The following is a 26,446-nucleotide window of genomic DNA, read 5'->3' as shown; positions in this document are numbered from 1 at the left end:
ATGGCTTAAAATTAATAAAAGGAGATCAGATTAACAGGTATGTTAAGCGGTTTTTACACCTAATGGAGTGCCTTGTTTTCTTTTCAGAATAAGTGCTGCTACCAATGAGATCAATATCCCTACAGGCAGTATTTCCATATAAGTAAATAGAACTACCATGACTGGGTTTTTATACATTTCCTGACTGGAAGCCAGTTCTTTTGTCTTAGTTGTCAGCTCAGCTGCCGATGCACCAGCTGCTTTGGCTTCTCTAAGTGCCTGGACAACATATTTATCCATAAAATCGGGCATAAATACGTAATAATCAATCAACCAGACAATAACATATATGGTAGAAGCTACTAAACTGATTAATGCCCCGATTTTAAATGCCTTGCCAAAAGTGATTAATCCATCGTTGTATTTATCGCGGTAGTTTTTTATCCCGACAAAAATAAAGGAAAAAGCCAATACCATTGAGGCATAGCCGATAAGCATGCTGTGCTCAAGGTTCGGGTCGCTATAACATCTCGCCATAGAGAGCACCATCAAGGTTGATACAATTAAGCCGGCGATTAATCCAAATACAATTACGTTCTTTTTCATCTGTTTATAATTTTAAAAGATTTACACCACAAAATTGCTTCGATTATTTTTTTTAACCCTCATACTTTAGGGTGATTTTTCAGATCGGTTGTTTTTTAATACCAATGTGTTAGTCCATTAAGGAATAATACTGAGTCTTTTGGCTGTTTCTATAGCCTGTGTTCTGCGTTTAACTTCCAGTTTTTCGAAAAGCCTGGCGTTGTGTGTTTTTATGGTGTTTAAAGAAACGAATAACTTTAACGCAATTTCCTGGTTGCTTAAACCTGCAGACATGAGCTGCAAAACCTCCAGCTCTCTTTTACTGATATTGAGTTTTGTCAGCTCTTTTTCGTTGAGGATAAATGTTTCAGGCTTCCCGGTAAAAATTTCTTTTTCGATCAGTATGGTTTTGGGCCTGGTTAATTTAAGCGCGAGCCAAATGCCTAAAGTTGTAAAGATAACGGCTATCGAACCAGCATAAATTTCGAACGCATGGTCGATGATCATGAAACGAAGTTCAAGCCACTTCAGCAAAAACAATAGTGCAGCCAGGAAAACCCCATATAAGATTACGCTTTTATTTTTAGCGAAAAAATTTGATGTGTTTGCCATTGGTTATCTGTTAATCAAAAATAAGGAATTTAGTCTGAAGTAGTCAAATTCTGCCACCAAAACACAGAGGGGAAGGAGTTTGAATCTGAAGGAGAAGCAAATACCAGAGGCTGTGGTCTTTATAATTAATAGATAGCTGAATATCAGCATAAAATACAATCTGTTGCACTTTTTAAGCAGATGCGGTAATTTTCTGGTGACTTTGATAAAATAAGCGCAATAAAGATTATAAATTAGCAAAAAAATAAATAGCTATACCTATGAAAATTACGCTTTATGCACTCTTACTTTCCGTTGTTTTATTTGGCTGCGGTAAATCTGAAAAAGCCTACAAGGCAAGACCTTTTGCTGCCAGTGACGATTTTAATGTTTTCCCAAAATCGAAGAAAAATGTACTTACTATCGTAAAAACAGATTCTGGTGCTGTGGCAGCAGCCGATCGCTTCGCCATTCAATATAAAGATACCACTATTATTGTTGACGATGCCCCAAATGCCGCTGCACAGAAATTTATTGTTGCTTCATTCATCAACACACAAAAAACAGCTGTGTTAGTACAGGTTGCTAATGAAACAGGTAAAATGGCTCCGTTTTATATCATTGCTGTTAATGATGGAAAAACCGAAGTGGTGAGCTTGAATAAACCATCAAAAGGTGCTGAAGATAAAAAATATACAAACGGTTTAGAGGAATTAACACGTAGTAATATTTTGGTGAATAACGATTTTTTTATCACAACTATAAATTCAAGGGTTTATCCTATTAAGAGACAAAACCCTGATGAACGTATCCAGGGGAAATTTTTTATGTACTCTAGCGATAAAACCACATTAGCCTTTTTAACCGCCAATTCTTTGTACCAGGTAAATACGGCAACGGGCGAAACTTTTAACCTGCAATTGCCAGCAGCATTAATAAATGAACCTGAAACCCTTGTTGGGAACATTCAAAGAGATTATACCTGGGTAACGAATGCAAATGGAACATCTTTCTTAAAGAAAAATGCTGATGATGACCGCATTGTAGATATTAAGGAGTTTAAACACTAAGATTTTTTGAAATTTTATTGGCCGGGGTAATACTATGCCTTAACTCAATTAGAATTGTTGTCAATCTAAGCCTGTCGAAGACTTTTATTGGTCGGAGACAAAAATATTTGTCCTTCGACAGGTTACCATTAACAGACTCCAATAGAAAGGTCGTCATTTCCAGGAGGAATAACGAAGCAATCTTTCATACTTGTGATCCTTGTTATAAAGATTGCTTCGTCGGCTGAAAAAGCCTTCTCGCAATGACAATATCTAAACCCATTTAAACTAAACAACCATTGTTCTAAAGGTTAGGTTTATCCGTGGCTTACTTACTTTTTTGGTTGGTGGAAGGCGGTGCAGCCAATTGGTTTGTGTTTCATCTTTCATCACCAATAAACTTCCATTTTCTAAAAATAAGGTTACCGTTTCTTTAGTTTTTTTGTGTTTGAAAAGAAACTTTCGTTCTGCACCGAAACTTAATGATGCAATGGCAGAATCTTTTGCTAACGCCTTTTCATCATCACTATGATAAGCCATTCCTTCATCACCATTGTGGTATAAGTTAAGTAAACAAGAGTTAAATGCGGTACCTGTTTGTTTCTCTGATATTTTTTTTAACTCCAGTAATTCCTTTGTCCATGGTAGGGCCATTTTCGATTTATTGGAGTAGGTATAAGAATAGGCTTCATCTCCATACCAGGCTACTTTTCGTTTGGTGATAATGTGTTTGCCCATAATAAAAGCTTCATCATTCTTCCATTCAACGGTATTCATCAGTACATCAAAATAATGATCGGCTTCCGATACCTCGAATAATTTGCCATAATAATTTACTGTTCCTCCGTACGGGAGCAGATTTTGGTTAACATCTATTGTGGTGTTGAATAAATCCATTGTTTATATGCTGTTTTTAAGCAATGCCCGCAAGGACGATAGCCATGTTGAAGCGCTTCATCTACAGAACGGAAAAATACACGGTTTTCTTTCTTTATCCGCTTTCCCGATCTGCATTTAAGTAATCCGTAAATCTTCAATCGGGCATTTCCGCCAAGGCAAATATCTTTGTTTTTAAAGTGTTTTTTGAGTTCTTCCGTAGAAATATCTGCATGTTTGATCATACGGGTTAAACATTAGTTTTTGCGGCTTCCCAACCAATTATGGCTGTTTTTCTGTTCACTCCCCAATGGTAGCCGCCCAAGGCACCGCTTGATTGTATTACCCGGTGACAAGGAATGAGAAACGCTACCGGATTATCTCCAATTGCCGTGCCCACCGCTCTGGATGCGCTAGGATTTTGTAATTGTTTGGCAATGTTGCCGTAAGTAGCCAATTTACCCATAGGGATTTTTAACAAAGCTTCCCAAACTTTTAATTGAAAATCAGTACCCTTTAAATGCAGTTTAATCTGGTGCAATTTGCTCCAATCGTGACTGAAAATATATAAAGCATTTTGTTGTTCTTTATCCAATATCTGCTGATATTGAGCTGCTGGGAATTGGCGTTGCAAATTCGCCAAAGCAATGTTTTCGTCGTCATAAAAAGCGATATGGCAGATTCCTTTTGAGGTGCTGGCAACAATGATATTACCGAACGGACTTTCTGCAAAACTATAATTGATGTGGAGGTTTTCGCCGCCGTTTTTATATTCTCCCGGTGTCATCCCTTCAATGTTTACAAAAAGATCGTGCAGCCTGCTGGTTCCTGATAAACCGGTTTCCAATGCGGTATCGAATAAACTTTGGTTTTCTTTCAGCATTTCTTTGGCATAACCAATGCTGATGTACTGCAAAAAACGCTTAGGGGTAGTGCCGGCCCATTCGCTAAATAATCTTTGGAAATGAAAAGGGCTTAAATTTACTTTCTCTGCAATTTCTTCTAAACCAGGCTGTGTTTTAAAATTCGCCTTGATATAGCTAATGGCTTCAGCTATACGATTGAAATTGATTTCTTCTTGTGCTTTCATGGCCTTGAATAATTTATATCCAAAAGTAGTTTGGAAAGAAAGGGTAAACTACCCGAAACTTGCTAAGTTTAACCGGGATTTTAAAATTCTGTTTGTTTAATTCCATTGCCGATTAATTTCTTCGCCCTTCCCAGGTCGATATTTTCATTAACGTCAATCCGAAGAAAATAAGGCGCTTGCCACTGTTGGGTTTTCTCTGCCTGTTTATTTGTTACTGTATCCCAGGGAGGATAAACCCTAATCCCTCTTTTGCCTTCTATTCCATTTTTGGTAATAATTTGATGTTGTGCCAATATGGCTTTTGGAAAAATAAACTGGCCAGATCGGTCAACACTATTGGCAGATATTATTAACAGGTCAAAATCATCCTGATCATTAAACGGAGTAGTAATTCCTGCTTCATTCCGCTTCCATATGCTTACAAATTGCCCGGTTTTAGTTGGGGTGATTTTAGAAAGGCGATGTTTGATTTTTAACCTGTTTAATTCAAAAGTGCAGGCTGCATATTCCTGACTTTCACTTTCTGTTTGCAGGTTATTTATTTGATAATCAAGCGGGCTGTAAACTAAGTTGAATGCGGTTCGTAATATAGACGGTATTCGATTTATGGGATTTTCTTTTGGAGGCATACTGACATATATTATAAGGGATGAAAAAAAATAGGCAAAAATGGGGGCTTGTGTTTGATGTTTTAGTAAAAGAAAAAGCACCGCTTTTAGCTTTAACCAATCAAGCCTCTATTGTTCTTCGATGATTGATTGCCCTTTCGATTTATCTCCCGATGTCCACTGCCAGGTTTCATGAAGTCTGATTTTGCCATTGGCTAATTGTTCTGGCTTTGAATGGCAGATTCCGGTCATGAGCTCACCTTGATTATTTACCTGGTGATAGCGCATTTCGATGTTGCCTTTTTCATCAACTAAGCCAATCAAATGACCAAAAATAATTTTTCCGCCTGTATATTCAGCAGTAAGGATATTTCCGGTTTGTTTATATTTAAAAACGGTTTGGTTTGATGTTTCACCATTTTCTGTGTTCTTTATCGGTTTAAAAAGCTTATTGTTATAGTTGATCATAAGTTGATAAAACTAGCTATCTATTCCTGAATAAAAAAATCATACGCTTAGCCTTCTACAAATTTTAGGTGTTTAAATCCAGTGATAAGTTAACTGTATAATGGTTATTAATTTCCCGCTGATCACACAGATTAACGCTGAATAAATTACAAATCAGCGCTTTCTGCGAAATTTTCGGGGAGATTATATGTGTCTTTTTATACTGGAAATAACACTAGCAAACCAAAGTATTTTGAGCTAGGCCAACTACAGCTTTTCCTCTTTTTTTACCAGCAAGTACCTGTCTTCACCTAAAATTAAATAACCGCATTCATAGCAGAAAATGTATGTATTCGCATTCTGGGTTTCATAACTATAAGTATGGTATTCAAAATTGCCGAAACTCAGGTTAAAAAGGGTACAGGCTTAACTATAGAAGGCAGGTTACAAACAAATATTTATGATGGTACAGACGGTAAAAAACGCTATGCAATAGAAATAGTAGTTAGTGATGTGATCATCAGGGAAAGAGAAAAACAAGAAGCCTTTTAGCTTATAGCATACTCGCATCATATAGATGTTCAATTTATATGATGCGATTTAAAGATTACAATTGAATAGAGAGGCCCGTATAAAAATTAATTCCTGGCGCTGGGTTAAAATACCTCCCATTTGCGGCGTTTAAATCATTGCCTAAGCTGTAATCAATATTTAGTAGATTGTTTAAGCCTGCAAATAAATCAAGACGGGTTCTGCTTAACCTTAGGTTTTTTATTCCGGCTTTTACTTCAAGAAGATGGTATCTTTTAGAGAAGGTGGTATTGGCATCATTTAGCGGAATGGCTGAGGTGTAGTTGTGTTGAGCAAAGAGGTAAAGTTCTTTCTTGAAGTTAAATTCGAGACTATTAACCCATATATTTTTTGGAACACCGGTAAGTTGGTTACCCGCATAATTGCTAGTGCCGCTTACAAAATCTTCAAATTTAAATTGGCTCCAGGTATAATTGCTTCTTAGCTGTAATCCTGTTAACCATGAAGTATTGTTTTTGATGATCCATAAGGCTGTTTCCAGCTCAATTCCTTCTTGTTTGGTTCCGCCTGCATTTATGAAATATTCAGTGTCATTTTGATTTAGCCTTCTTACAATAGCATTTTTTAACTCGTAATGAAATATATTTCCGTTGGCGTAAAAACGGTTATTACCTGTTTTATACCTTAAGCCCAGTTCATAATTCCAGCCTGACTCTGCTTGCAGGTTATTGTTGATGTTGTTATCAGACGACCGCACTTCTGCAATGGTGGGCGTTGAATAACCTTTACTTATAGAAGCCCTGACAGAGAAGTCATTTGCGATTAAGTAAGATAATGCGGCCTTTGGCATAAATTGGGTATTAAACTTGCGCTCTTTTGTTGCAATTGTTGCAGGGAAGTAGCTTTCATAGTCGTAGCTAAAAAAGTTTAAACTCGATGCAAGTTCGATCAGAAATTTATTGTTGATGTCGAAGTTTAATCTGAAGTAAGCAAAATCCTGACCAGCTTTTAAGCGGTCTGAAGCTTGCATGGAGGTAGCTTCCCCACTGTTGTTATTAAAGTTTTTAATCTGACTTTTGGTAGCAGAACTTTCTAATCCTATTTGAGCATTAAATTTAATGTCTTCTTTTGCCTGAGCGTATTCTAAAAATGTTCTTAATCCAAGCGTACTTTCGTAGCGCTTTTCGTAATTAGTTATAAACGGGTTCTTGAAATCGGTATACGAGGTAAACAAAGCAATAACATGCTTTAGGTGTTTATTGATCTGGTACGAATTGGATATTCCCCCGAAAATGGTTTTATTGTAAATGGCAGCTTGCTGTGAAATGGCGCCAGGTAGTGTTGGTGTTGCCGGACGGGCCAGTTTAGGGTTTTGATCTAATTGCGCAGCCGTTAATCCACCTGGTGTTTCGTAGTTTAAATCGCTGTAAAAAGCAAAAGCCTTTAAACTGCCAGCGTTGCTATAATTCCATTGCTGCAGTGTTTGAAAGTATTTTCTACCCATTGCACTGTTTTGCCGATACCCATCGCTTCTCTGATATCCTTCGCTAAAGCTGAAACTATACTTTTTATATTGCTGTTTGATTGATGCCGTTTGATGCAAAAGACCATAAGAACCGCCAATAGCTGAAATATTAATTTCATTGTGGTTTATCCTGGGAGGATTAATCAAAATAGCACCACCTGTATTTGCACCAAAAATACTGGCTTCCGGTCCCTTATAAATCTCCATCATACCTACCGCAGAAACATCTAAGGCATTTAGGTAGGTATTTCCACCTGCATCAGTTAAGGGGAAATCATCAATGTAAATTTTAATATTTCGAATACCAAAAGGAGATCGGAGTAAACTGCCACGAAGCGATAAACGATAGCTGCCCGGCGAACGTTCTTCCATTCTTACGCCAGGAACAGTATTTAAAGTGCTCACTAAGGAACTGCTCTGCTGATTTCCGATTAAATTGCTATCAATCAAAGTTACGGCTGATACCGACCTTAATAATGAATGCGAGTTGTAATAGCCTTTAACGGTAACTTCTTCGAGTTTTTTGGTCGAATCGGGTTTTATCGTTTGCGCTAAACCGGTAAAGGAAAATAAAGTCAAGAGTAGGGTAAGGTTCTGTTTCAATAGAATGATAATTGATAGTTTAACCACAGATTGGCAGATAAATTTAACGCATATTCTGCTAACCTGTGGTTATTTTGTAAACTATTTAGCAGCAACCCTCCAAATTATGCCACTAACATCATCGGCAACCAGTAATGCTCCATCGGGCGTTAAAGTAACACCGACAGGCCTGCCATAAACTTCGGCCTTATCAGCATCAGCCACAAAACCAGTTAAGAAATCCTCTGGTTTGCCTGCTGGCTTTCCATCTTTGAAGGGCACAAATGCAACTTTGTATCCGGAAATGGCAGAGCGGTTCCACGACCCATGCTGACCTATAAATGCACCTCCCTGATATTTTTGAGGGAATTTTGTGCCTTTGTAAAAAGCTAAGCCCAAAGAGGCGGTATGCGCACCTACTGCAACATCAGGTACAATTGCTTTTTTAACCAGCTCCGGATGTTTACCTTTTAAGCGGGGATCTTCATTTTGACCAAAATAAGAATACGGCCATCCGTAAAAGGCCCCGGGTTTAACACTGGTAATATAATCGGGAACAAGATCATCCCCCAATCCATCGCGTTCATTTACAGCCGTCCAAAGTATGTTTGTAGTTGGCGCCCAATCTACTCCCACGGGGTTACGCAAACCACTTGCATAAATTTTCTCACCTGTCCCATCTGGATTGATTTCTAATATATTGGCCCGTCTTACTTCATTTTCCATTCCATTTTCACCAACATTACTCCCCGACCCAACGGTAATATAAATTTTGCTTTTATCCATATTGGCAATTAAATTTCTCGTCCAATGATTGTTATATCCACCGGCTGGGAGACTCAGGATTTTTTTGCCAGTAGCGGTGATTTTGGTCTCGCCGGTTTTATATGGATATTGCCACAAGCCATCGGTATTGGCTACATAAAATGAATTGCCAATAATCAGCATTCCGTAAGGCTGGTTGAGCCCGTTCAAAAAAGTGGTAACAGTTTCGGGCTTGCCATCTTTATTCTCATCGCGGTATAGTAAAATCGTGTTGGCACTTTTACCGGGTACTTCAGATTTAGCTTTGCCGGTTACTGCATTGGCAACCGCTTCTGCAGTACTCCTTTCCGAATTAGAAAGCGCTACCAGTACATCCCCATTTGGGGTAATATAAGTATTGCGCGGACTTTTAATGTTTGAAGCAAATCTGGTTACCACAAAACCACCTGGGGCAATGGGTGTTTTACCTTCAGGCCAATCGATAACCTTGCTAAATTTATTTTTGGCTGCATTGGTATCGGGTGCAGGTAAATCTATGGTTCCGCTTTTAGTAGTAAGTGTTGTATCTTCTCCTTGCTTTTTCGAACCTGAATCAGACTGGCATCCGAAAAGAATAATGGATGAAAGTATTGCTGTGCAGAAAATTCTATTTTTCATGTTAACCCGTTTTGATAAAGGAATTAGTTTCAGAAAAATATAACATCAAAAACGGTCAGATGGTTTGCCCTGTGCACAAAAGATCATTATAAAATAATAAAAGGAAAGTACCCTTGAGTACCTTCCTGGAGAGCGCATATTATTTTCCCTGGTTCAATGTTATGGTTAACAGGGAAGTACTTTTATATAATTCTTTTAAAATTGAGGTGTTGTTTGAGCAGCAAAAAGCCGATTACCAAAAAGTTGATGCACTTTTAGTGTTATAGGAGAGAAGAGGAGGAATTTGAGCATAAATTTTCCAGTTGTTAATTTGAAAACGATTAGTTAAAACTAAATTACGGCATTACACCTAATTTTTTAGTTAAATTTTGTTAAATCATTTCTAATTCAAACCTGGATTGTTTCTGGTCTTTATTTAACATTGACTTAATTCCATAATTCTCCTCCGCTCTAAAAAGAAGGCGCTAAACTCTTTCTGAAGTTCAGGTAGCTTTTTCTTGGTTACAGGCATTGACCTTTGAGGTATTTAACCAGGAGTTCTTTGGCGCTCCGGAAAAAAAACGGCTTTTTTGGTTTCGTGAAGCATTTGCTCCTGTGTTGGGGCAAAACCAAATGTGCCATTTGTCTAGCTGGATGAAAGAAACCTTAGAAAATGCGAAGGGTTGGCTTTTTGTTTTTTCTGTCACCTGCCCGAATAGCAAATCACGGTCAGCCTGTTTTTGTATCCGTTAGGTTGATATGGTATCTCTTTTATTATGGGGGGTAAGTTAAACCCATGTTAGTGGCAGTTTTTTTGTTAATTTCTGTCAAATGTTTTCGGAATTATATTTTTGTCCGTTTCTCCACAAAATGTCCAAGAGATGATGTACCAGCGATTATTATCAAAAATTAGCTGAATGCTATTTATTCCTCTTCTTTCAATTGTTCCGCCTTTTTTTAATCTCGTTTCATAAGTACTCCAAACCTGTGCAATAGTGCCAAAAACGTTAACCTCTCGATTAACTTCACTTTCATAAAAAGCTGTGCCAAAAACCATTTCATCAGTTTCTTTATGAAATTCTTCTAACGTCATAGTTGCTTGCTTCTTCTGTTCTCTGTCAAAATGTGAATATACTGCTTTTGGATGATGTAAATAGTTATCTCTTTCCCATTGTCGTTTTGCTCCCTTTTCGCCTGAAACAACTTCATAGCTTGCTTTCATTAATGCGTCAATTGTTTTTACATCATTTTCAAATGATTTGTTTTGTGCTTTTAAATCCCCTGTTGTCATAAATGCCAAAGTCGTTAAGTAAAATAAAAATCGTTTCATAATCTTTTTTTACAAAGCAACTCAGATAATTTTGTCCAAAAAAATAAGTTATTTAGTTCGCTTAAATTTTTATGTAATCCATCAAATTTCTTATTTAGAGTAACAATTCGTCAATGCTGCTTAACAGACAATCTTTGTAACTTTTTGCTATTGTGATTTTATGTTCGCCAATAATTAAATGATTATCTTCTAAATATTCCACATTTTTCAGATTCACAATGTTTGAGTTATGAACCCTCATAAATTCATCAGGCAATTTGTCAATAAGGTCTTTTAAAGTTTTGTAGTAAACATACTTTTTGTTGTTTTTTACAAATATTTCTACATAGTTTCCCAGTCCTTTTATAAACAAAATGTCGTCAAAATTTAATTTTATTAATTTTTTGTCTGTTTTTATAAAAGTGAAATTTTGCGGGTGTGTCATTTTATGGTTTGCCTGTTAAAATTGAAACTAAGGTATTGGCACCTTGCGTTCGGGTGAGAAATCGAAGTACAAAAGCCGATATTATAACTAAAGTTCAATTGAAGAACTATACTTGAATTTTGCACTTAAGCCTGCCTTTGCCTAACCCGTAATGGCTCGCTGTTTTCTCATTTTTCGTATAATTATATAATCTATATGCATAATTATATTCGTCAGTAAAAATAAAATATTTTTAAACAGTATTTTACTCATTGGCTACATGAGTAACAGCCAGTACAGCTCCAAAAGGGTCTTCCAGCATAGCGTATATGTAATTGCCGTTATTGTCAAAGGTTTCTTTGATTACCTTTCCGCCCAATTTTTTACATTTTTCTACACTGTCTTTTATGTCCTTAACATTAATGTACACTATCCATTGTGGCGGAATGCCCGAGTTTACCCCTTGGGCATGACAAATCCCAGCCGTCCAATTGCCATCGGAGTCTTTCAATATATAGTCAGAATACTCTTGATTGCCTTCCATTTTTAGTTCTTCAGAAGTCCATCCGATTACCTGTTTATAAAAATCTTTTAACACAGTTGCATTTGGCACTGTTAAATCTGCTGATACTATCGAGCCAATGCTATACTTTTTTTTTGCTTTATCATCCATAATGTTATTTTGTATGTTCTATTTTATTGGTTGATTACATTCCAAAAATTATAATCCATCATAGGTGCTTTTGTAACACCTATATTATGCCCAATGCTTACAATTTGTCCACGATGATAGGTTGTATGAATTATTAAATGTTGCAAGTATTCGTATTTTGGAAAATTTGATGAAAACCATTCCGATTCTATTAAATAGGTTTCACCCATGGCTTCGTTGTTCTCCTTCACATATGTTGCTAAAATTTTAGCTTCACTTACCAAATTTACCATTTCAGTTTTAAGATTCACTTCATTAGCAATGTAATCAAAAGTAGGTGTTGTCGTTTCACGAATCATTGATGACCAATACAATTGGGTGTCGCTAATATGCTTAAGTGTTTTTGCTATGCTATTAAAACTGGATGGACATTCTTTTTGCAGTAATGCTTCGGGGTAATTTTGTAGCCAGGCTACTAATTGTTCTGTTACCCAAACATTATAATCAACGCTATTTGTAATTGTTGTTTTTAAACTCATTATATTTATTTTTAATTAGACTTCTTCCTATGAACTTCGGTAGGGTTAAATGTTATCATTTCCCATGGCTTTGCGAAGTTGCTGGTTAGGATAAATTTATTAAAAAACTGGAAAGATTTAGATGATTATGGGCCAATTTTGCAAAACCGCTGTTAAAGGTACGGTACTGCCCCTAGATCATTTTGTATTTATTGCTTTGGTATTCGTATTGTTTGGGCGGTTTCGAATATCTTTCCAATATTCTTCCCTTACATCTTCGTCAATATGAATTGGGATTCTTTCTCCGTAGAGCCTGTCATCTCCGTCTTTTTTGCAGCCCGAAATCCAATAATGTTCCGTCCATTCCGCGAAAATAGTTTTAAATTTAACTAAAAGCCTGTAAACTAAATGTTTACAGGCTTTTTCGTTTTCTTGAAACACCAAAATATTCATTTTTTTGCAAAAAAAAGGTGAGCAATTCGGTGAGCACATTAAACGATATGAATGCTCACCAATTGTAGCTTAAATAGTTGTTTATAAGCTAGTTCAATCATCAAAAATCTTGACTGTAAGTGACAGAATTAACAATTTTGTTTCACTTTATTCATTTGTCATGAGAACAAACATGAATCTGCTTTTTTATTTAAAAAAGCGCTCCACTTACAAAAACGGTCCGGTAACCATTTATTTAAGGTTTACGGTTGAATGTAAACGGGCAGAAACCTCAACAAGTAAGTCCTGTGATCCCAATCGCTGGAACGCACAGGCTGGGCGGGCTTCAGGTACTAAAGAAGATACCAGGCTTTTGAATGCTTATCTGGATAAGTTACAGTCGAAGGCCCAGGAACTTCATCAGGTAATGTCGGTAGGAGACGAACACGTTACAGCAGAAACGGTTAAAAACCGATTTATTGGTAAAGCTCTTCAGTCAAAGACGCTCGTCGCCGTATTTGAAGATCACAACTCAAAAATCAAAAGCCTCATCGGAAGGGAATATGAAAGAAGTACCCTTCAGCGCTATGAAACCTGCCTAATGTGGTCAGTAGTTGAAGCGATACAATGATTTTCATCATCAACAATGTAATAGGTCAGTTCCATAGTTAAATGTAAAAGATTCTGGTTAAAATGTATTCCCTTAGCGAATAATCATATAATCTGCTTTTTCTTGATTGTTTCCAGGAAATGTTGCTTATAGGTTTCACCAATTAAAATTTCCGAAGAGACATCTTTAAGTATAACGCGGTTCCCATCAAGGGCAGTGATTTTATTTATGGCAATGATGAAAGACTTTTGAACCCTGATAAAATATTGCTTAGGTAACTTTCCTTCGATGTCCTTCATGGTGGTCAGGGCGACTGTACGAATGCCGTTGTGATGAAACGCCACATAATTTTTCATACCCTCGATGTAATCAATATCGATGAGGTTGATTTTAATCATCTTGCCTTTAATCTGTCCTTTCACCATGAAATATTCAGTTTCTATGGGGTTTTTAACCCAATCTGTTTTAGACTGGCTGATTGCCTTTTGGGCTTTTGTAACAGCCTGCAAAAATCGGGTCAGGGGTATGGGTTTAATAAGGTAATCCACAACATCGAGATCAAATCCATCAGGAGCAAATTCACGGTACGCGGTGGTCAGGATAAAATGATAATTTTCGTGGCGGACGGTTTGAATGAATTCTATCCCGGATATTTCCGGCATATGGATGTCCAGAAATATCAGGTCCACCTGCTGTCCACTCAGAAAGGTAATGGCTTCAGTGGGTTTTGTAAAACTGGCAATTAAGTTAAGCTGGGGAATAGATTTGATATGATGCTGTAAAACTTCTATAGCATGCGCTTCATCATCAACAATAATACAGTTTATCATGGTAAAGGATATTGTGGCTTGGTAAGTACTGCCGGAAATAAAGGGGAATGTTTACTGGTATTGTATGCTGTTGCCTTGTTGTGGTAGATCTGAAATAAAATCATTTCAAGCGTGTAATCAGTTTCTGTTTCTTGGATACAGAGCTGAGAATCTTTTCCGTAATGATGGCTTAACCGTTTTCTGATATTTTCCATGCCTATGCCACTGGATAACTCTTTAGGGCCTTTTTTCTTTGCGTTATAGGTTTTCAACTGTACATAACCTTCCTCTTCACTAATGTTCAGGATGATTTTCGCTGGGTTTGACTCATCGGTACAATTACCGTGTTTTAATACATTCTCGACGATGGTAATCAGGATCAGGGGGATAATACGTGCATTTGCAGTACGGCCGTTTACCTCGAAAAGTACTTGCAGTTCATGGTTAAAACGGAGCTGGTTAATGTTGATCACATTCCTGATGTGTGCAATCTCTTCTTCGATCAATGTGGTCTCGTCCTCCCTGTCTTGTTTTAAAGAATAGTGCATGATCTCACTCAGCGTCATAATTCCGTCGGCCAGTTCTGAAGACAGCGGCAATGATTTAGCATAGAAAAAATTAAGCGTATTGTTTAAAAAATGGGGATTGATCTGGGCTCTGAGGAAGGCATACTCCGCGTGGTGCTTTTCTTTTTCGATAATGCGAAGCCTTTTTTGATGTTTAATGGTTTCGTTGGAGTAATAATACCCGAAGGCAAAAAATGAATATTTAATGTATAACCAAAGAACGGCAATTGCAAACGTCCAAACATGAAAAGTGGTGGTAGGGCCGCCATTGGCTTTTATCAAAGGCCGGATATGGTACGCTGTTACAAACCAGTGTACATATGAAAACAGGTAAACAGCAATTATCGCAATTATTAGGGGAATGATTTTTAACGGACTGACATATTTAGCGAATACAAAAATGCATAGGTAGAAGGTACAGATATTGGCAAACTGGCTAAAGAAAAAATCTCCGATACTAAATGCATAGTCTTTCGGATTAAGGGCAAATTCAATAAGGGTACTTATCAGCATATACACCAACCAAAAAATGACATGGAATAGTATTATTCTGTGATTTTTTTTCATGTTTTTTATTTTGTCCTGTTCGTTCTTACAAAATCTATCCAGTCAGATATTTTGAGTGGAATTTCTATATCAGGCTTGATTCCAATGTTATCCAGTGGCTGCCCGGGCAATCTTAATGATTTACAGGCCGGATAACCAAGGCGATAAAAACCGCAAGGCAGTTCAGCCCTTACCACTTCCAAATAGTCTATAGCCCCGGATGAGTTAGTGCCGTAAATTTTTACCTTAGAGCTTTGTTTTGCCTGTAAGATGAAAAGTTCCGCAGCACTCGCCGTGCTCTTGTTGACGATAAGAGATACATATTTTGGATAACTTAAGACTTTAGGCATTCTGACCGTATCTACAGGATATAAAGGATAAAGCTCACCAACGTGTGCTTTGAGAATACTGAGATTTCTCTCCAGTACCTTTTTTCTGGTGTCGGAAGCATTTGATGGGATCTTGCCATAATAATCCCGGATATTTTCTTCGGTGGCCAGTACGTTTGCGCCTTCAGTTAAAATAGGATTTGTATAGAGATACGGAATCAATTTATCATAACCGAGCACTGAGCCGCCATAATTGTTTCTAAGGTCGATTATTAAATGATCTCGTTTGTCCAGTTCACCAGCGTTTTTTTTGATAAGACTATCCATCACTTTTACATTCTCTAATGATGCAAATGCAGGCATCTCAAATAAACAGGTTTTGTCATCCAAAATCCTAAACACCGAAGATACGGCAGAGTTCTGCTCATTTTGAGAGGACTGAGGAACAATAACTGAGTTTCTATACCATTTTGCAGTAACATTGGCATCGCCAAGTATTAATGTATCTTTTCTTTTATTAAATGAAAGAGAATTAAGCGAGTGATCAACAGCTCTATAATACTTAAGGAAATACTGGCTGCCTTTTTTGGAAATCTTTAGTTTTACCTGCCCGGGCACCCATCGCGCACCGTCAGCCTTAATAATAAAGCCAATGAAATCATTTTTGTTTCCTTTGTCCCTGACTATCCCTATCTGGTAAGCTCCAGACTGATCTTTCCACAAGCCTTCCAAGCTGTCCCGACCACTTTGCTTTTTGTTTAGATAAGAAGCGAAGAGCGAATCTGTCCAATTCGTTTTCTCCTCTTTCGAATAATAGGCTCTAATTTGTTCCTTGCTGTAGCCACTATCGTCGTAAGTGACACCAAGGTGCTTATCATTAAAGAAAGCAAGCCATATCCTCAAAACCGGCAGGCACTGATAGGTAGCTGCTTTATTGGCTTCATTCTGTAGACTATCGGTAAATCTTTCAAATTTGTGTTTGTTTGATAAATTTACCTTGTCGCTATAACCAGCATAATTTTTTTTTATTCTTTCGACAACGAACTTAAAATTGTCCCCACAATTGCAGTTTTGGGCTTTTGAAGAAAAAAAAATGAAAATAAAAAAAAATGGAACGAGCTTCCTTAGATATTTGGACATAGTGATTTTTATCAGTATTCAGTTTTTATGATTTAATAATGCGTGCCTAACTTTATTAGTTGCTGACAGTACCAACCGTTGGTTTGTTTTCCACACAAGTAGGTTCGCTAGATAGACCGGTTGTTACCGTAGTGTCTCCACCGTAAATTTGTCGCATTTGCTCTTTTGTAAGGTTCATGATCGACTTTCTTTTGAAAACGAATTGTACTCTTTTTATTAGTTTCTTGTTGTTCATAATAATAGGTATAAAGTATCTGTGAAATTAATTAAAAGTATAATTTATTAGTATAGTTTCCAAGTGTAATACACCAAACGGTTATATTTCAGGACGAAATACGTGTATGGTCGGTACATCTTTTAAATAGAAATTCCAACGGCTATAAAAAAATATATCTGACCTGATCCAATTGCGCTACAGATTTTCTGCGATTCCACGTAGTTTTTGTGAGTCGAAAGTGTCATTTAGGATTTTTTTTCGAAATTTCTGTTCGATAAAGAACGCCTGGGCGCTTCGATTTCATCATAAAAAAAGCATTTCTTATCAGTTTTTTTTCGTGTTGGTCAATCAATAGTAGGTATGTCGTCCATCTGAGAGGCGGTTTGGTGTAATTGTGGTTCTGGCCCCTTTGATTAGAGATAAAAAGTGAGAAACTTAGTGAAAGCAAAGAGGGAGGCAAGCGTGGCCTATTCTACAAAAATTTTATTTGGAGCCTTCTTATAAATTACCTGAACAATATAAGCGAGCACAACTTAACATGAATCTCTTTACAACACAGAAACAAAACCTGGAAAGTATTGCTACTGACCTTGTAAAACACTTGCAGGTTAGGGTGACCAACCTGACGACGGAGAATTGTGTACAGGAACATCCTGAATATCCCAGTATTTTATCATTGAGTGACTGTTTAGATAAGTGGAATGTAAAAAACGACGCCTATAAAATTGACAAAACGGATTATGACCGTGATGACCTATTATTTCCTTTTACAGCACATTTCCCGGAGCAGGGCGGAAGGTTTATCCTTGTACATCGTATTGAAGGAGAGCATGTCCATTATAGCGATGAATACCAGAAACATGCTTTAATGAATGAAAATATTTTTCTTGAAAGATGGGATGGGGTTGCACTTTACGCGGAAAAAACCGATCGGAGCGGTGAGGAGGGCTATCTGGGACAGTATGTATTTGGTTTTCTACAAAAAATGCTTTATCCTGCTGCTTTTGTTTTAGGACTTTCAATCCTTGGATTAACAATTATTTCTCATTCTTTTTCAGAAGGTTATCTCGCTGTGTGCCTGATCAAATGTATTGGCTGCGCAATTAGCATGTTATTGCTTATCCAGCGTGTAAACCCAAGAAATTCATTTGTACAAAATCTATGCAGCCTAGGCGGTAAGGGCGGTTGTGATACCATCTTAAAATCGAAGTTCGCGCAATTGTCTTCCTGGTTGAGCTGGAGTGAGATCGGATTATATTATTTTACGGGCTCGTTCTTACTATTGCTGATATATCCTTCTTCTATCGGTTTACTGGGATGGTTGAATGTGCTCGCGTTACCGTATACCATCTGGTCAATAAGCTACCAGTTTTGGAATAAGCAGTGGTGTATCTTATGTTCTCTTATCCAAATTGTGCTTTGGGCTGAGTTTCTGGTGAATGTGAGTTTTCATTCTTTCGGTAAAACATTTGACGTAGCGCTCTTATATATGCTGCCCATTTCTTTTTTGACGCCCATTGTCGTATGGTCATTGTTGAAAATGTCATTTAAGCGAGCAGTGAGACCGTTCAAGCAACAATTGAATAAGTTTAAATATAATACTTTCCTGTTCCGACAGGTTTTAACCAGCCAGCCTAGATATGCAGTCGGTGATGAGCTTTTTCCTATTTTATTGGGAAATCCAACCGCTTCAACAGTAATTACTATGGTCAGCAATCCATACTGTGATCCATGTGCTAAAGCACACACCCTTATGGAAGACTTATTGAAAACTAAAAAGGATATACTGGTAAAAGTCCTTTTTTCAACACCCGACCGGGATGATGATTTTCGCACGAAAGCCGCGCGGCATTTATCGGCACTGACCTTAGCAGATGACAAGGAGCTTGCTGGACAGGCGTTGGCACACTGGTATTCGAAAAAAGAAACCTATGAAAACTGGTCTGTTAAATATCCAATAGCTGACAATGATAACAGTCACAATGTGAGGAAAATACAAAAAGAGTGGTGTGAAATGGCGGATATTACTTTTACGCCGACCATTCTCATAAACGGTTATAAGTTGCCGAGTGTATATAGTCCTGAAGATCTCAGATTTCTTCTGAACTGAAATATCTGATAGAGACATAGCGAATCGAAGTTGAAAGAAATTTTTGCGCAAAAAGGGCAGATAAGTTGCAACGAAGCTGTCCGAAAAACGAATGCCGGCGTTTACCTGCATCGCTGAAGTTGCTCCTGCGTGATGGACGACAAAAATATTTACAACAACGTAAACCTTTAAAAAATGAAAAAAGTAAAGTTACTCAGCAAAGCTGAGATGAAAAATGTAACCGGTGGAAATGTATGTACAACAGGTAATTGGAACAGTTATGATATCTGTTATAATTGCAGTATTCTGTACGGAACAGCTCCAGAACAAGCGGCTCGTGTGTGCGCTTTCACTTCCGGAGGGCAAACAACCTAAACCTTTAAAAAATGAAAAAAGTAAAGTTGCTCAGCAAAGTTGAGATGAAAAATGTAAGCGGAGGAAATGTATGCGCAACTGGTAATTGGAACAGTTACGAAATCTGTTTTAATTGCAGCCTTGCGTACGGAATAAGTTTAGATCAAGCAGATCGTGTGTGCAGTGCCGTTTCAACTACTTAAATTAAAAAAAATAACAGGTCGCATGACCTGTTATTTTTCCTACCTTAATAAATAAATTATAAGTAATATGAAATGTATCAAAATCCTCTTCCTGTTGCTCTTGCCTATTGTCACGTGTGGCCAAATGGTCAACTATCATGTCAAGGCACTCCTGGGGGCTAATGTTAAGGCCAAGTATGCTTATTTAGCAATACCTAAAAATCTGAGCTCGACTGAAGATCCGGGAAAGTTCGTGATTGTCCCGGTTAAAGATGGGTCTGCGGAATTCAGGGGGACAGTTGACTTGGGTGATGATATTTTAAAGACTGCGTATATTTTCGTTGATGATAGGGCAAACATCACAATGCCGGAAACAATTTCCAAGGTAAGGGAGGGCATCTGGTCTGTAAAGGCACGTCATATCGTTGTGGAAGATATAACCCTCGAAATAAAGAATAAGGATTCTGTAGGATCTGCAAGCATTACAAAGGATGGGAAGCTGACCAAAGAAATGGAAGAATATTACCAGATGTTAGATAATGATAAAGAAGCTGGATTTTTTAAAAAATATCCCGATTCACCCATGAGTCTTCTTCAGGTACAAGCTGTTGTAATGATGTACGAACTTCCCCTGCGTCAACGGCTTGAGGCTCAGGGTAGAGATCCCAGGGTATATTATCAATTGCTTTCCCCAAAATTAAGAGAGACTAGGCAGGGAGTCGAATTAAAGAAAAGAATGGACCGCCTTTTTGCAAAATAAGTAAGTAGCATGCGATTATTAACGTTATGTTTCCTGATCTATTTCCAATCACCATTTTTATTTGCTCAGCCAAGTAATCAAGGTTCTTTGAGCGTCACTGCGGATTTAAGAGATTTGCAGGACTCTGTTCAAAAGATAGGTGTTGTGATCAATACCATCAGCGGTGCTCCCACGAGATATGATACTGGCGGCATTAACGGTGGTAAACTGTCTTTTGCGATGGATCTGGAGGAACCGATGCTCCTCAGCTTTATTTTTCATTGGAAAAAATCGAAGTCAACGTCGATAAGTTTCTGGACGGGACCTTCCACACAAGAGCTCTATTTTAAAGATGGCTTACGGCCCGAAATTAGGAACAAAACATCTATCACCCGGCAATTTTTGGAAATGGAAAGGCAGGAGCGTTCCATTAAATCTAAAAGGGATTCCTTACTCAAAAATGTTAGCTATGAAAACAGGTCAATTGAACAGGTCGAAGGTGAAATATCCCGATTAAAAGATTCCCTTGCTACTGTTATTGAAGAAAACGTATATAAAAAAAATGCTCTCGAGTATAAATCATCACCACTTGGGTTATATGCCCTTTGGAAATATGCGATGACGCCAATCGCGTCTCCAAGAATAAAGTCTAAGCCCGATTTTATCCGTTCACTCTATCAATCGCTTGATACAGGAATAAAAAGTTTCCCTTCTGCGAAGATATTGTCTGTTAAAATTGTTGAAGCAAAAGCATTCGTAAAAGTACAGGAAAAAATACCTGATCTTGTTTTGCAGGATACAACAGGGAAAAGAGGGATTGCGCTGACAGATTACAAAGGAAAGTATCTATTGCTGGATTTCTGGGCGAGCTGGTGTGGTCCATGCAGGGATGAAAATCCCGCTCTGATTAAAGCTTTCCAAAAATATAAATTGAAAGGCTTTGATATTTTAAGCGTGACCCTTGATCACGAAAGAGACAGGAATAAGTGGATCACTGCCGTGCACAAAGATGGTATAGATTTATGGTCGAATGTCAGTGATTTCGATGAAAGGGCTAAATCACTTTTCGGCGTCACAGCGATTCCATCAAATTTTCTCGTAGATCCTACAGGAAAGGTCATTGCGCAGGACCTGCGAGGTGAGATGCTGGAAAAGAAGCTCCAGGAGCTTTTTCCCAAATGATGATCGCACGTCCTTACAAACGTTTATTTTAAGTTTTATTTACCTGTAAACTACCCTATATTGAAGTCCTTCGTCTACTACCAGCAGCCCGATCAAATGGACTGTGGCCCGACATGTCTGCGCATGATAGCGAAGCATTATGGCAAAAACTTTAGCCTGCAAAAGCTGCGAGACCTCTCTGGTATCAACCGTGCGGGTGTTTCGCTTTTGGGCATCAGCGAGGCGGCAGAGAAGATTGGCTTCAGGGCTAACGGCGCACGTCTGGACATTGAACTTTTAAATGAAGTTGAGCTCCCGATTATATTGCATTGGAATAAAAACCATTTTGTGGTACTTTATAAGATAAAGAATGGCCGGTATTATGTTGCCGACCCGGGAAATGGGCTGATAACGTACTCTGAAAGTGAATTGATGCAATACTGGATTGGAAAAGCTTATGATGGCAGTCTTGACGGGTTTGGGCTAATTATTACCCCCACGCCGGAATTCTATGAGCAACAGGGAGATGGTGCGAAACAATTAGATCTTTCTTATCTGCTTGGTTACCTAAAGCCGCATAGAGCATTGGTGGTCCAGATCTTAGTCGGTCTTGGCGTTGGGAGTCTCTTACAGTTGATCTTGCCTTTTCTTACCCAGTCTGTCGTGGACATCGGGATCAATACAAGAAACCTGAATTTTATTTATATTATTTTAATTGCCCAGACCATGCTTTTCATTGGCCGGATGAGTGTAGACTTTATCAGGTCCTGGATACTGTTGCATATCAGTACACGCATCAATATTTCTATCCTGACCGATTTTCTTATCAAATTGATGAAATTACCAATCAGCTTCTTTGACACGAAAATGACCGGAGATATCATGCAACGCATGAACGACCAAAAACGGATAGAATCTTTTTTGACAGGTTCTACACTGAGTGTTATTTTCTCCATGTTCAACCTGGTGATGTTTAGCTTCGTACTTGCTTATTACAACATGACTATTTTCCTTATTTTTTTGGTAAGTACGATTTTATATAGTGTCTGGGTTGTACTATTTCTCAAGAAAAGGCGAAAGCTTGACCTCAAACGATTTGATCTCTCTGCCAAAAATCAAAGTTCAATAGTTCAGCTCATCAATGGGATGCAGGAGATTAAGCTTAATAATTGTGAGCAACAGAAACGCTGGGAATGGGAGCATCTACAGGCCGGTCTTTTTCGTTTTAGTATTTCCAGCCTGAAGCTTGGGCAGTACCAACAGGCGGGTACTTTTTTTATCAACGAAGGTAAAAATATCCTGATCACCTTTCTGGTCGCCAAGTCGGTTATTGACGGGCAATTGACTTTGGGGGCTATGATGGCAGTTCAATATATTATCGGCCAGCTTAACAGTCCTATTGAGCAGATGCTGGGCTTTGTACAGCAGCTTCAGGATGCTAAGATTTCGCTGGAACGTTTGAATGAAGTAAGAGAACTCGCAGACGAGGAGCCGGTTGAAAAGAGCTTTGTCAAAGAGCTTCCTGATAATATGAGCTTATCTCTACGCAATATCACATTTACTTATCCGGGAGCGGGGAACGAAGCTGTCCTTTCAAAGATAAACATAACTATACCACAGGGTAAAACCACGGCTATTGTCGGCATGAGCGGAAGCGGTAAAACAACCATATTAAAACTATTGCTGCGTTTTTACGAACCGCAGAAAGGTGATATTAAAGTCGGTAGCGGTTACCTTGACCAGATCAGCTTTCGTTATTGGCGCGGCATATGTGGAGTGGTGATGCAGGACGGCTTTATTTTTTCAGATACCATTGCCAAGAATATCGCTGTCGGGGATGAATATCCGGATATGGTCAAACTTAGGCACGCCGTCCACATGGCAAATATTACAGATTTTATAGAAAGCCTGCCTCTTGGCCTGAATACAAAGATCGGCACCGAGGGAAATGGCATCAGCCAGGGGCAACGGCAAAGGATACTCATAGCGCGGGCAGTATATAAAGACCCCGAATATATCTTTTTTGATGAGGCCACCAACGCCCTGGATTCCAATAATGAAAAGGTAATTATGCAGAATTTGGAAAACTTTTTCAAGGGGCGGACGGTCGTCGTTGTGGCGCACCGGCTGAGCACCGTCAAAAACGCCGATAATATAGTGGTACTGGACAAGGGTATCATTATAGAACAGGGAACACACGCTGAATTGACCAGCTTGAAAGGCGAGTATTATCAGCTTGTGAAAAACCAATTGGAATTAGGGGATTAATTTTTATTGTTATGCCAGAGACTAGATTACAACCGCAGGTTAACAGCGAGGAAATTGACGAAATTATTACTGCGGTGCCTTCATGGATATTAAAGTGGGGAATTACCTTGGTATTCGGCATTTTGGGCAGTATAATCTTACTATCCTCATTTATTAATTATCCCGATGTTGTTAAAACCAGCCTGAAGATTAACTGCCTTAATGCCCCAAAGACTGTACTTGCTAAACAGACAGGAAAGCTGACTGATTTGCTTGTTTCAGAAGGCCAGACTGTAAAATCCGGAGAAGCTTTGGCGTATCTGGAAAGTACTGCAAACGCTAAGGATGTGTTGAGGCTGAATCACGAGTTAAAAAAAGTGCAGTTACGGATTTCAAGACACCAATTTGAAGCAATTGTGCTACCGGAAGGACTGAATATCGGTGAGATGCAGAGCAGCTATCAGAACTTCTACGGGCAGTACCTGCAATTTCAGGCTACCACCAAAAATGGGTATTATCTTAACCGTATGGCGTTTCTTGAAAAAGACCTGAAAAATATCAAAGCGTTGAACAGCCAGATCGTAAAACAGCAGAAAATCCAGCAACAGGAATATAATAACCAGGAAGAGGAGTACGAAGCCTATAAGAAGCTGTATAAGAACAAGGTCATTTCGCGAAGTGAATTTGCACAGCAGGAAAACAAATATTTAGCTTCCAAATACCCTTTGCAGCAGAGTGAAACGGCGATCCTTAATAACTCGGGAACTTATAGCGCTAAAGAAAAAGAGCTTTTAGACTTGCGTCATACAATATCGGAAGAGCAGGCAAAATTTGTTCAGGCCTTAAACCAATGTATTACCGAGAGTGATACCTGGATGATGCAGCACATTTTAATTGCCCCTGTTGACGGCAAGGTTAGTTTTGCAGGCATTGTCCAACAAAATCAAAATATACAAGCAGGTCAAGAGATTTTTATTGTCAATCCGGGCGATACAGACTTCTTCGGTGAAATACAGATTCCGCAATACAATATGGGAAAAATTAAAAAAGGCGCAAAAACCTTGGTCAAAATGCATAGCTATCCCTATGAACAATATGGTATCATTAGGGGAAGACTAACGTATATTTCAGATGTGGCTTTTCGGGATAGTGTATTTGTTGCAAAAGTAAGCTTCGAACATTTTGAGAATAAAGATGCAGATCGCAAAATAGTCCTGAAGAACGGGATGCAGGCAGACGCAGAAATTATTACAGAGGAAAGCTCGCTACTACAAAGGTTTTTTAGGAACATAACGAAAATGTTGAACAGTGGCTAGTATCCCAGCCCTATACCTAATTCCGTCTAACGAGTTTATTACTAGCGCCCATTTATAAAGTTTACTAATGATCGGTTTAAAGTACGATGTGTGAACCATGCAGACCTTTTCAACTTTCTGTTTCTATTAGTCAAATCTGACCAGCATGTCGTTTGCAAGATCGTATTCATCGACCCCAGTTTCATTAATTAAGGTATGAGTTGAATAATTATTAATAAGTATGTTATCGAATAATTACTTTTAGTGCGATGAGGGTAGATAGTTTATGTTTTTCCAGCTTGGGAAAATAAACAAAATCAATCATAAATATTAGGTTTTGTATTTATAAGTCACCTAAAATTGCATCAAATAATATTATTCACTATCTTTAATAAGTTAATTACAGTCGAATAGGCAAAAAAAAATGGTGAGCATATAGTGAGCAGGCTACGTCGGTATAATTTAAAAAGCTAACTATTAAAGATATATAGATAGGATTCGAGTCCCGTCCATTCCGCAAAAATAGTTTTAAATTTAACTAAAATCCTGTAAACTAAATGTTTACAGGATTTTTCGTTTTCTGGAAACACCAAATTATTCATTTTTTCGCAAGAAAAAGGTGAGCAATTCGGTGAGCACATTAAACGGTATCAATGCTCACCAATTAGAGCTTAAACAGAGGATTAGGTGCAGGAGATTTAGGCGCTACAAAAACTGATGCCAGTGGAAATGTGACGTATACAGATTATCAAAAATCTCATAATAAGGCTGTGAAAGCTGAAAATAAGGTAAATGGAAATAAAAGAGGTGTTGGTGGTAATGAAGATGTATTTAAAGAGAAGGACGGCACAAAAACTCAGCAAACTTTAACGCCTACTTCAACAGGGGGCTCAATATTCAAAAACAAAAAATACCATAATGAAGATAGGGCTTAATATATTAGTATTGCTGATGCTTTTTTCTTGTAGTGCAACTAAAAAAAACATAGCGAAAGATTGTATAGAAAATGAGGTGTTTAAAAAGAAATATTTTACTTCTATCAAGAGAGTTGAAGACTATGTTTTGGGGAAAGGAAATAAAAAATCTTTTCAATCATCACTAAAGTTTATTTCTAAGTATACTCAAGTTTCTTATAATAAGATGCTTAATTATAATAACTCGTACGCAAAGTTTGAGGATTATGAGGTAGATAAGAAAAAATGGTTAGAATGGTACGAAAATAACAAGTGTTCTAATCTGAAATAAATACTAAACAAAAGCCACCTTTTGGACTGACCCCCAAAGGTTGGACAAGTTAAAAATTAATTACATTGGTGAGCTCGATATTTTATCGGGCTCATTCCATTTAGATTTAGTTTGATCCTGTCGTTATTATAGTAATAGATATACTCTTCGATATCTTGTTTTAACTGGTTGATATCATTATACTTTTTAAGATAGAAAAGTTCAGATTTTAACGTTCCAAAAAAGTTTTCAATGACCGCGTTGTCCAAACAGTTCCCCTTCCTTGACATACTTTGTCTTATTCCTTTTTTCTTAAGCAGATATTGGTATTCTTTCATT

30 protein-coding genes are annotated in these 26,446 nt (G+C 37.9%); 12 read left to right on the top strand and 18 right to left on the bottom strand.

Features of this window, described 5'->3' with window-relative positions; genetic code table 11:
• Positions 1 to 42 precede the first annotated feature (42 nt).
• Together EYS08_RS11250 and EYS08_RS11245 are read right to left on the bottom strand one after the other, a co-directional pair.
• Positions 43 to 585: a DUF4199 domain-containing protein gene (locus EYS08_RS11250; protein ID WP_131030128.1), complete on the bottom strand. Its 543-nt coding sequence runs from the start codon at positions 583 to 585 to the stop codon at positions 43 to 45.
• A gap of 117 nt (positions 586 to 702) precedes the next feature.
• Positions 703 to 1,176, bottom strand: a complete 474-nt coding sequence (locus EYS08_RS11245) for a response regulator transcription factor (protein ID WP_131030127.1) — start codon at positions 1,174 to 1,176, stop codon at positions 703 to 705.
• 260 nt (positions 1,177 to 1,436) lie between these two features.
• Between EYS08_RS11245 and EYS08_RS11240 the strand changes: the two genes are divergently transcribed.
• Positions 1,437 to 2,225, top strand: coding sequence for a hypothetical protein (locus EYS08_RS11240; protein ID WP_131030126.1), 789 nt, complete (start codon positions 1,437 to 1,439; stop codon positions 2,223 to 2,225).
• A gap of 267 nt (positions 2,226 to 2,492) precedes the next feature.
• Here EYS08_RS11240 and EYS08_RS11235 read toward each other — a convergent pair whose 3' ends face one another.
• The 5 genes from EYS08_RS11235 to EYS08_RS11215 form a co-directional block, all read right to left on the bottom strand.
• Positions 2,493 to 3,101: an alpha-ketoglutarate-dependent dioxygenase AlkB family protein gene (locus EYS08_RS11235; protein ID WP_131030125.1), complete on the bottom strand. Its 609-nt coding sequence runs from the start codon at positions 3,099 to 3,101 to the stop codon at positions 2,493 to 2,495.
• Entirely contained in the window at positions 3,077 to 3,325 is a 249-nt protein-coding gene (locus tag EYS08_RS11230) for an Ada metal-binding domain-containing protein (RefSeq protein WP_131030124.1), read from the bottom strand. The genes EYS08_RS11235 and EYS08_RS11230 overlap by 25 nt, the downstream gene beginning before the upstream one ends.
• Before the next feature lie 5 nt (positions 3,326 to 3,330).
• Positions 3,331 to 4,170: a methylated-DNA--[protein]-cysteine S-methyltransferase gene (locus EYS08_RS11225; RefSeq protein ID WP_131030123.1), complete on the bottom strand. Its 840-nt coding sequence runs from the start codon at positions 4,168 to 4,170 to the stop codon at positions 3,331 to 3,333.
• Positions 4,171 to 4,250: 80 nt separating this feature from the next.
• Positions 4,251 to 4,799 carry a MepB family protein gene (locus EYS08_RS11220; protein ID WP_131030122.1) on the bottom strand — a complete coding sequence of 183 codons (549 nt, stop codon included), beginning with the start codon at positions 4,797 to 4,799 and terminating at the stop codon, positions 4,251 to 4,253.
• A gap of 108 nt (positions 4,800 to 4,907) precedes the next feature.
• Complete coding sequence (locus tag EYS08_RS11215) at positions 4,908 to 5,246, bottom strand: n-acetylglutamate synthase (RefSeq protein WP_131030121.1); 339 nt, start codon at positions 5,244 to 5,246, stop codon at positions 4,908 to 4,910.
• 360 nt (positions 5,247 to 5,606) lie between these two features.
• Here EYS08_RS11215 and EYS08_RS11210 point away from each other — a divergent pair, with 360 nt between their 5' ends.
• Entirely contained in the window at positions 5,607 to 5,777 is a 171-nt protein-coding gene (locus EYS08_RS11210) for a single-stranded DNA-binding protein (protein WP_131030120.1), read from the top strand.
• Positions 5,778 to 5,832: 55 nt separating this feature from the next.
• On the opposite strand, the gene EYS08_RS11205 is transcribed toward EYS08_RS11210, so the two are convergent.
• The 7 genes from EYS08_RS11205 to EYS08_RS11175 form a co-directional block, all read right to left on the bottom strand.
• Positions 5,833 to 7,911 (bottom strand): TonB-dependent receptor, encoded by a 2,079-nt coding sequence (locus EYS08_RS11205; RefSeq protein WP_244215930.1) that lies wholly within the window; start codon positions 7,909 to 7,911, stop codon positions 5,833 to 5,835.
• Positions 7,912 to 7,965: 54 nt separating this feature from the next.
• Positions 7,966 to 9,285: a PQQ-dependent sugar dehydrogenase gene (locus EYS08_RS11200; RefSeq protein ID WP_131030119.1), complete on the bottom strand. Its 1,320-nt coding sequence runs from the start codon at positions 9,283 to 9,285 to the stop codon at positions 7,966 to 7,968.
• A gap of 796 nt (positions 9,286 to 10,081) precedes the next feature.
• Positions 10,082 to 10,594 (bottom strand): hypothetical protein, encoded by a 513-nt coding sequence (locus tag EYS08_RS11195; protein WP_244215929.1) that lies wholly within the window; start codon positions 10,592 to 10,594, stop codon positions 10,082 to 10,084.
• 94 nt (positions 10,595 to 10,688) lie between these two features.
• Positions 10,689 to 11,018 (bottom strand): LytR/AlgR family response regulator transcription factor, encoded by a 330-nt coding sequence (locus EYS08_RS11190; protein WP_131030118.1) that lies wholly within the window; start codon positions 11,016 to 11,018, stop codon positions 10,689 to 10,691.
• 244 nt (positions 11,019 to 11,262) lie between these two features.
• Complete coding sequence (locus EYS08_RS11185; RefSeq protein ID WP_131030117.1) at positions 11,263 to 11,670, bottom strand: VOC family protein; 408 nt, start codon at positions 11,668 to 11,670, stop codon at positions 11,263 to 11,265.
• A gap of 23 nt (positions 11,671 to 11,693) precedes the next feature.
• Positions 11,694 to 12,188, bottom strand: a complete 495-nt coding sequence (locus EYS08_RS11180; protein ID WP_131030116.1) for a DinB family protein — start codon at positions 12,186 to 12,188, stop codon at positions 11,694 to 11,696.
• A 177-nt stretch (positions 12,189 to 12,365) separates the two neighbouring features.
• Complete coding sequence (locus EYS08_RS11175) at positions 12,366 to 12,620, bottom strand: hypothetical protein (protein ID WP_131030115.1); 255 nt, start codon at positions 12,618 to 12,620, stop codon at positions 12,366 to 12,368.
• 160 nt (positions 12,621 to 12,780) lie between these two features.
• Here EYS08_RS11175 and EYS08_RS11170 point away from each other — a divergent pair, with 160 nt between their 5' ends.
• The gene (locus EYS08_RS11170) at positions 12,781 to 13,230 is read left to right on the top strand and encodes an Arm DNA-binding domain-containing protein (RefSeq protein WP_244215928.1); all 450 of its coding nucleotides are present in this window, start codon (positions 12,781 to 12,783) and stop codon (positions 13,228 to 13,230) included.
• Between the two features lie 83 nt (positions 13,231 to 13,313).
• Here EYS08_RS11170 and EYS08_RS11165 read toward each other — a convergent pair whose 3' ends face one another.
• Genes EYS08_RS11165 through EYS08_RS11155 form a run of 3 tightly spaced genes read right to left on the bottom strand, consistent with a single transcriptional unit; the run spans position 13,314 to position 16,599 of the window.
• A complete protein-coding gene (locus EYS08_RS11165; protein WP_131030113.1) occupies positions 13,314 to 14,039 on the bottom strand; it encodes a LytR/AlgR family response regulator transcription factor in 726 nt (241 codons plus the stop codon).
• On the bottom strand, positions 14,036 to 15,151 hold the full coding sequence (locus tag EYS08_RS11160) for a sensor histidine kinase (RefSeq protein ID WP_131030112.1): 1,116 nt from the start codon (positions 15,149 to 15,151) through the stop codon (positions 14,036 to 14,038). Before EYS08_RS11160 ends, EYS08_RS11165 begins: the two co-directional genes overlap by 4 nt.
• Positions 15,152 to 15,156: 5 nt before the next feature.
• On the bottom strand, positions 15,157 to 16,599 hold the full coding sequence (locus EYS08_RS11155) for a S41 family peptidase (RefSeq protein ID WP_131030111.1): 1,443 nt from the start codon (positions 16,597 to 16,599) through the stop codon (positions 15,157 to 15,159).
• A gap of 755 nt (positions 16,600 to 17,354) precedes the next feature.
• Here EYS08_RS11155 and EYS08_RS11150 point away from each other — a divergent pair.
• From EYS08_RS11150 to EYS08_RS11120, 9 genes are all read left to right on the top strand, one after another.
• Positions 17,355 to 18,926, top strand: a complete 1,572-nt coding sequence (locus EYS08_RS11150; RefSeq protein ID WP_131030110.1) for a thioredoxin domain-containing protein — start codon at positions 17,355 to 17,357, stop codon at positions 18,924 to 18,926.
• Between the two features lie 174 nt (positions 18,927 to 19,100).
• Positions 19,101 to 19,280, top strand: a complete 180-nt coding sequence (locus EYS08_RS11145) for a hypothetical protein (protein ID WP_131030109.1) — start codon at positions 19,101 to 19,103, stop codon at positions 19,278 to 19,280.
• Between the two features lie 11 nt (positions 19,281 to 19,291).
• Positions 19,292 to 19,462, top strand: a complete 171-nt coding sequence (locus tag EYS08_RS25700) for a hypothetical protein (protein WP_165456426.1) — start codon at positions 19,292 to 19,294, stop codon at positions 19,460 to 19,462.
• Positions 19,463 to 19,529: 67 nt separating this feature from the next.
• Positions 19,530 to 20,201, top strand: coding sequence for a hypothetical protein (locus tag EYS08_RS11140; RefSeq protein ID WP_131030108.1), 672 nt, complete (start codon positions 19,530 to 19,532; stop codon positions 20,199 to 20,201).
• Between the two features lie 9 nt (positions 20,202 to 20,210).
• Entirely contained in the window at positions 20,211 to 21,362 is a 1,152-nt protein-coding gene (locus tag EYS08_RS11135; protein WP_131030107.1) for a TlpA family protein disulfide reductase, read from the top strand.
• Between the two features lie 60 nt (positions 21,363 to 21,422).
• A complete protein-coding gene (locus tag EYS08_RS11130; RefSeq protein ID WP_131030106.1) occupies positions 21,423 to 23,609 on the top strand; it encodes a peptidase domain-containing ABC transporter in 2,187 nt (728 codons plus the stop codon).
• A gap of 11 nt (positions 23,610 to 23,620) precedes the next feature.
• Positions 23,621 to 24,904: an HlyD family secretion protein gene (locus EYS08_RS11125; RefSeq protein ID WP_131030105.1), complete on the top strand. Its 1,284-nt coding sequence runs from the start codon at positions 23,621 to 23,623 to the stop codon at positions 24,902 to 24,904.
• Between the two features lie 749 nt (positions 24,905 to 25,653).
• Positions 25,654 to 25,818, top strand: a complete 165-nt coding sequence (locus tag EYS08_RS25695; protein ID WP_165456425.1) for a hypothetical protein — start codon at positions 25,654 to 25,656, stop codon at positions 25,816 to 25,818.
• Entirely contained in the window at positions 25,802 to 26,128 is a 327-nt protein-coding gene (locus EYS08_RS11120; protein WP_131030104.1) for a hypothetical protein, read from the top strand. The genes EYS08_RS25695 and EYS08_RS11120 overlap by 17 nt, the downstream gene beginning before the upstream one ends.
• Positions 26,129 to 26,184: 56 nt before the next feature.
• Here the strand turns inward: EYS08_RS11120 and EYS08_RS11115 are convergent.
• Positions 26,185 to 26,446: IS3 family transposase (locus EYS08_RS11115; RefSeq protein ID WP_131029031.1), on the bottom strand; the 262-nt coding region annotated here is incomplete at its 5' end.

The sequence above is a fragment of the Pedobacter kyonggii genome, from assembly GCF_004310665.1.
In the GTDB taxonomy this organism is placed as follows: Bacteria; Bacteroidota; Bacteroidia; order Sphingobacteriales; family Sphingobacteriaceae; genus Pedobacter; species Pedobacter kyonggii.
This window is presented reverse-complemented; position numbering and strand designations above follow the sequence as displayed.

Coding starts and splice junctions, on each gene's coding strand:
- EYS08_RS11250 (WP_131030128.1), bottom strand. CDS start 585: ATGAAAAAGAACGTAATTGTATTTGGATTAATCGCCGGCTTAATTGTA.
- EYS08_RS11245 (WP_131030127.1), bottom strand. CDS start 1,176: ATGGCAAACACATCAAATTTTTTCGCTAAAAATAAAAGCGTAATCTTA.
- EYS08_RS11240 (WP_131030126.1), top strand. CDS start 1,437: ATGAAAATTACGCTTTATGCACTCTTACTTTCCGTTGTTTTATTTGGC.
- EYS08_RS11235 (WP_131030125.1), bottom strand. CDS start 3,101: ATGGATTTATTCAACACCACAATAGATGTTAACCAAAATCTGCTCCCG.
- EYS08_RS11230 (WP_131030124.1), bottom strand. CDS start 3,325: ATGATCAAACATGCAGATATTTCTACGGAAGAACTCAAAAAACACTTT.
- EYS08_RS11225 (WP_131030123.1), bottom strand. CDS start 4,170: ATGAAAGCACAAGAAGAAATCAATTTCAATCGTATAGCTGAAGCCATT.
- EYS08_RS11220 (WP_131030122.1), bottom strand. CDS start 4,799: ATGCCTCCAAAAGAAAATCCCATAAATCGAATACCGTCTATATTACGA.
- EYS08_RS11215 (WP_131030121.1), bottom strand. CDS start 5,246: ATGATCAACTATAACAATAAGCTTTTTAAACCGATAAAGAACACAGAA.
- EYS08_RS11210 (WP_131030120.1), top strand. CDS start 5,607: ATGGTATTCAAAATTGCCGAAACTCAGGTTAAAAAGGGTACAGGCTTA.
- EYS08_RS11200 (WP_131030119.1), bottom strand. CDS start 9,285: ATGAAAAATAGAATTTTCTGCACAGCAATACTTTCATCCATTATTCTT.
- EYS08_RS11195 (WP_244215929.1), bottom strand. CDS start 10,594: ATGAAACGATTTTTATTTTACTTAACGACTTTGGCATTTATGACAACA.
- EYS08_RS11190 (WP_131030118.1), bottom strand. CDS start 11,018: ATGACACACCCGCAAAATTTCACTTTTATAAAAACAGACAAAAAATTA.
- EYS08_RS11185 (WP_131030117.1), bottom strand. CDS start 11,670: ATGGATGATAAAGCAAAAAAAAAGTATAGCATTGGCTCGATAGTATCA.
- EYS08_RS11180 (WP_131030116.1), bottom strand. CDS start 12,188: ATGAGTTTAAAAACAACAATTACAAATAGCGTTGATTATAATGTTTGG.
- EYS08_RS11175 (WP_131030115.1), bottom strand. CDS start 12,620: ATGAATATTTTGGTGTTTCAAGAAAACGAAAAAGCCTGTAAACATTTA.
- EYS08_RS11170 (WP_244215928.1), top strand. CDS start 12,781: ATGAGAACAAACATGAATCTGCTTTTTTATTTAAAAAAGCGCTCCACT.
- EYS08_RS11165 (WP_131030113.1), bottom strand. CDS start 14,039: ATGATAAACTGTATTATTGTTGATGATGAAGCGCATGCTATAGAAGTT.
- EYS08_RS11160 (WP_131030112.1), bottom strand. CDS start 15,151: ATGAAAAAAAATCACAGAATAATACTATTCCATGTCATTTTTTGGTTG.
- EYS08_RS11155 (WP_131030111.1), bottom strand. CDS start 16,599: ATGTCCAAATATCTAAGGAAGCTCGTTCCATTTTTTTTTATTTTCATT.
- EYS08_RS11150 (WP_131030110.1), top strand. CDS start 17,355: ATGAATCTCTTTACAACACAGAAACAAAACCTGGAAAGTATTGCTACT.
- EYS08_RS11145 (WP_131030109.1), top strand. CDS start 19,101: ATGAAAAAAGTAAAGTTACTCAGCAAAGCTGAGATGAAAAATGTAACC.
- EYS08_RS25700 (WP_165456426.1), top strand. CDS start 19,292: ATGAAAAAAGTAAAGTTGCTCAGCAAAGTTGAGATGAAAAATGTAAGC.
- EYS08_RS11140 (WP_131030108.1), top strand. CDS start 19,530: ATGAAATGTATCAAAATCCTCTTCCTGTTGCTCTTGCCTATTGTCACG.
- EYS08_RS11135 (WP_131030107.1), top strand. CDS start 20,211: ATGCGATTATTAACGTTATGTTTCCTGATCTATTTCCAATCACCATTT.
- EYS08_RS11125 (WP_131030105.1), top strand. CDS start 23,621: ATGCCAGAGACTAGATTACAACCGCAGGTTAACAGCGAGGAAATTGAC.
- EYS08_RS11120 (WP_131030104.1), top strand. CDS start 25,802: ATGAAGATAGGGCTTAATATATTAGTATTGCTGATGCTTTTTTCTTGT.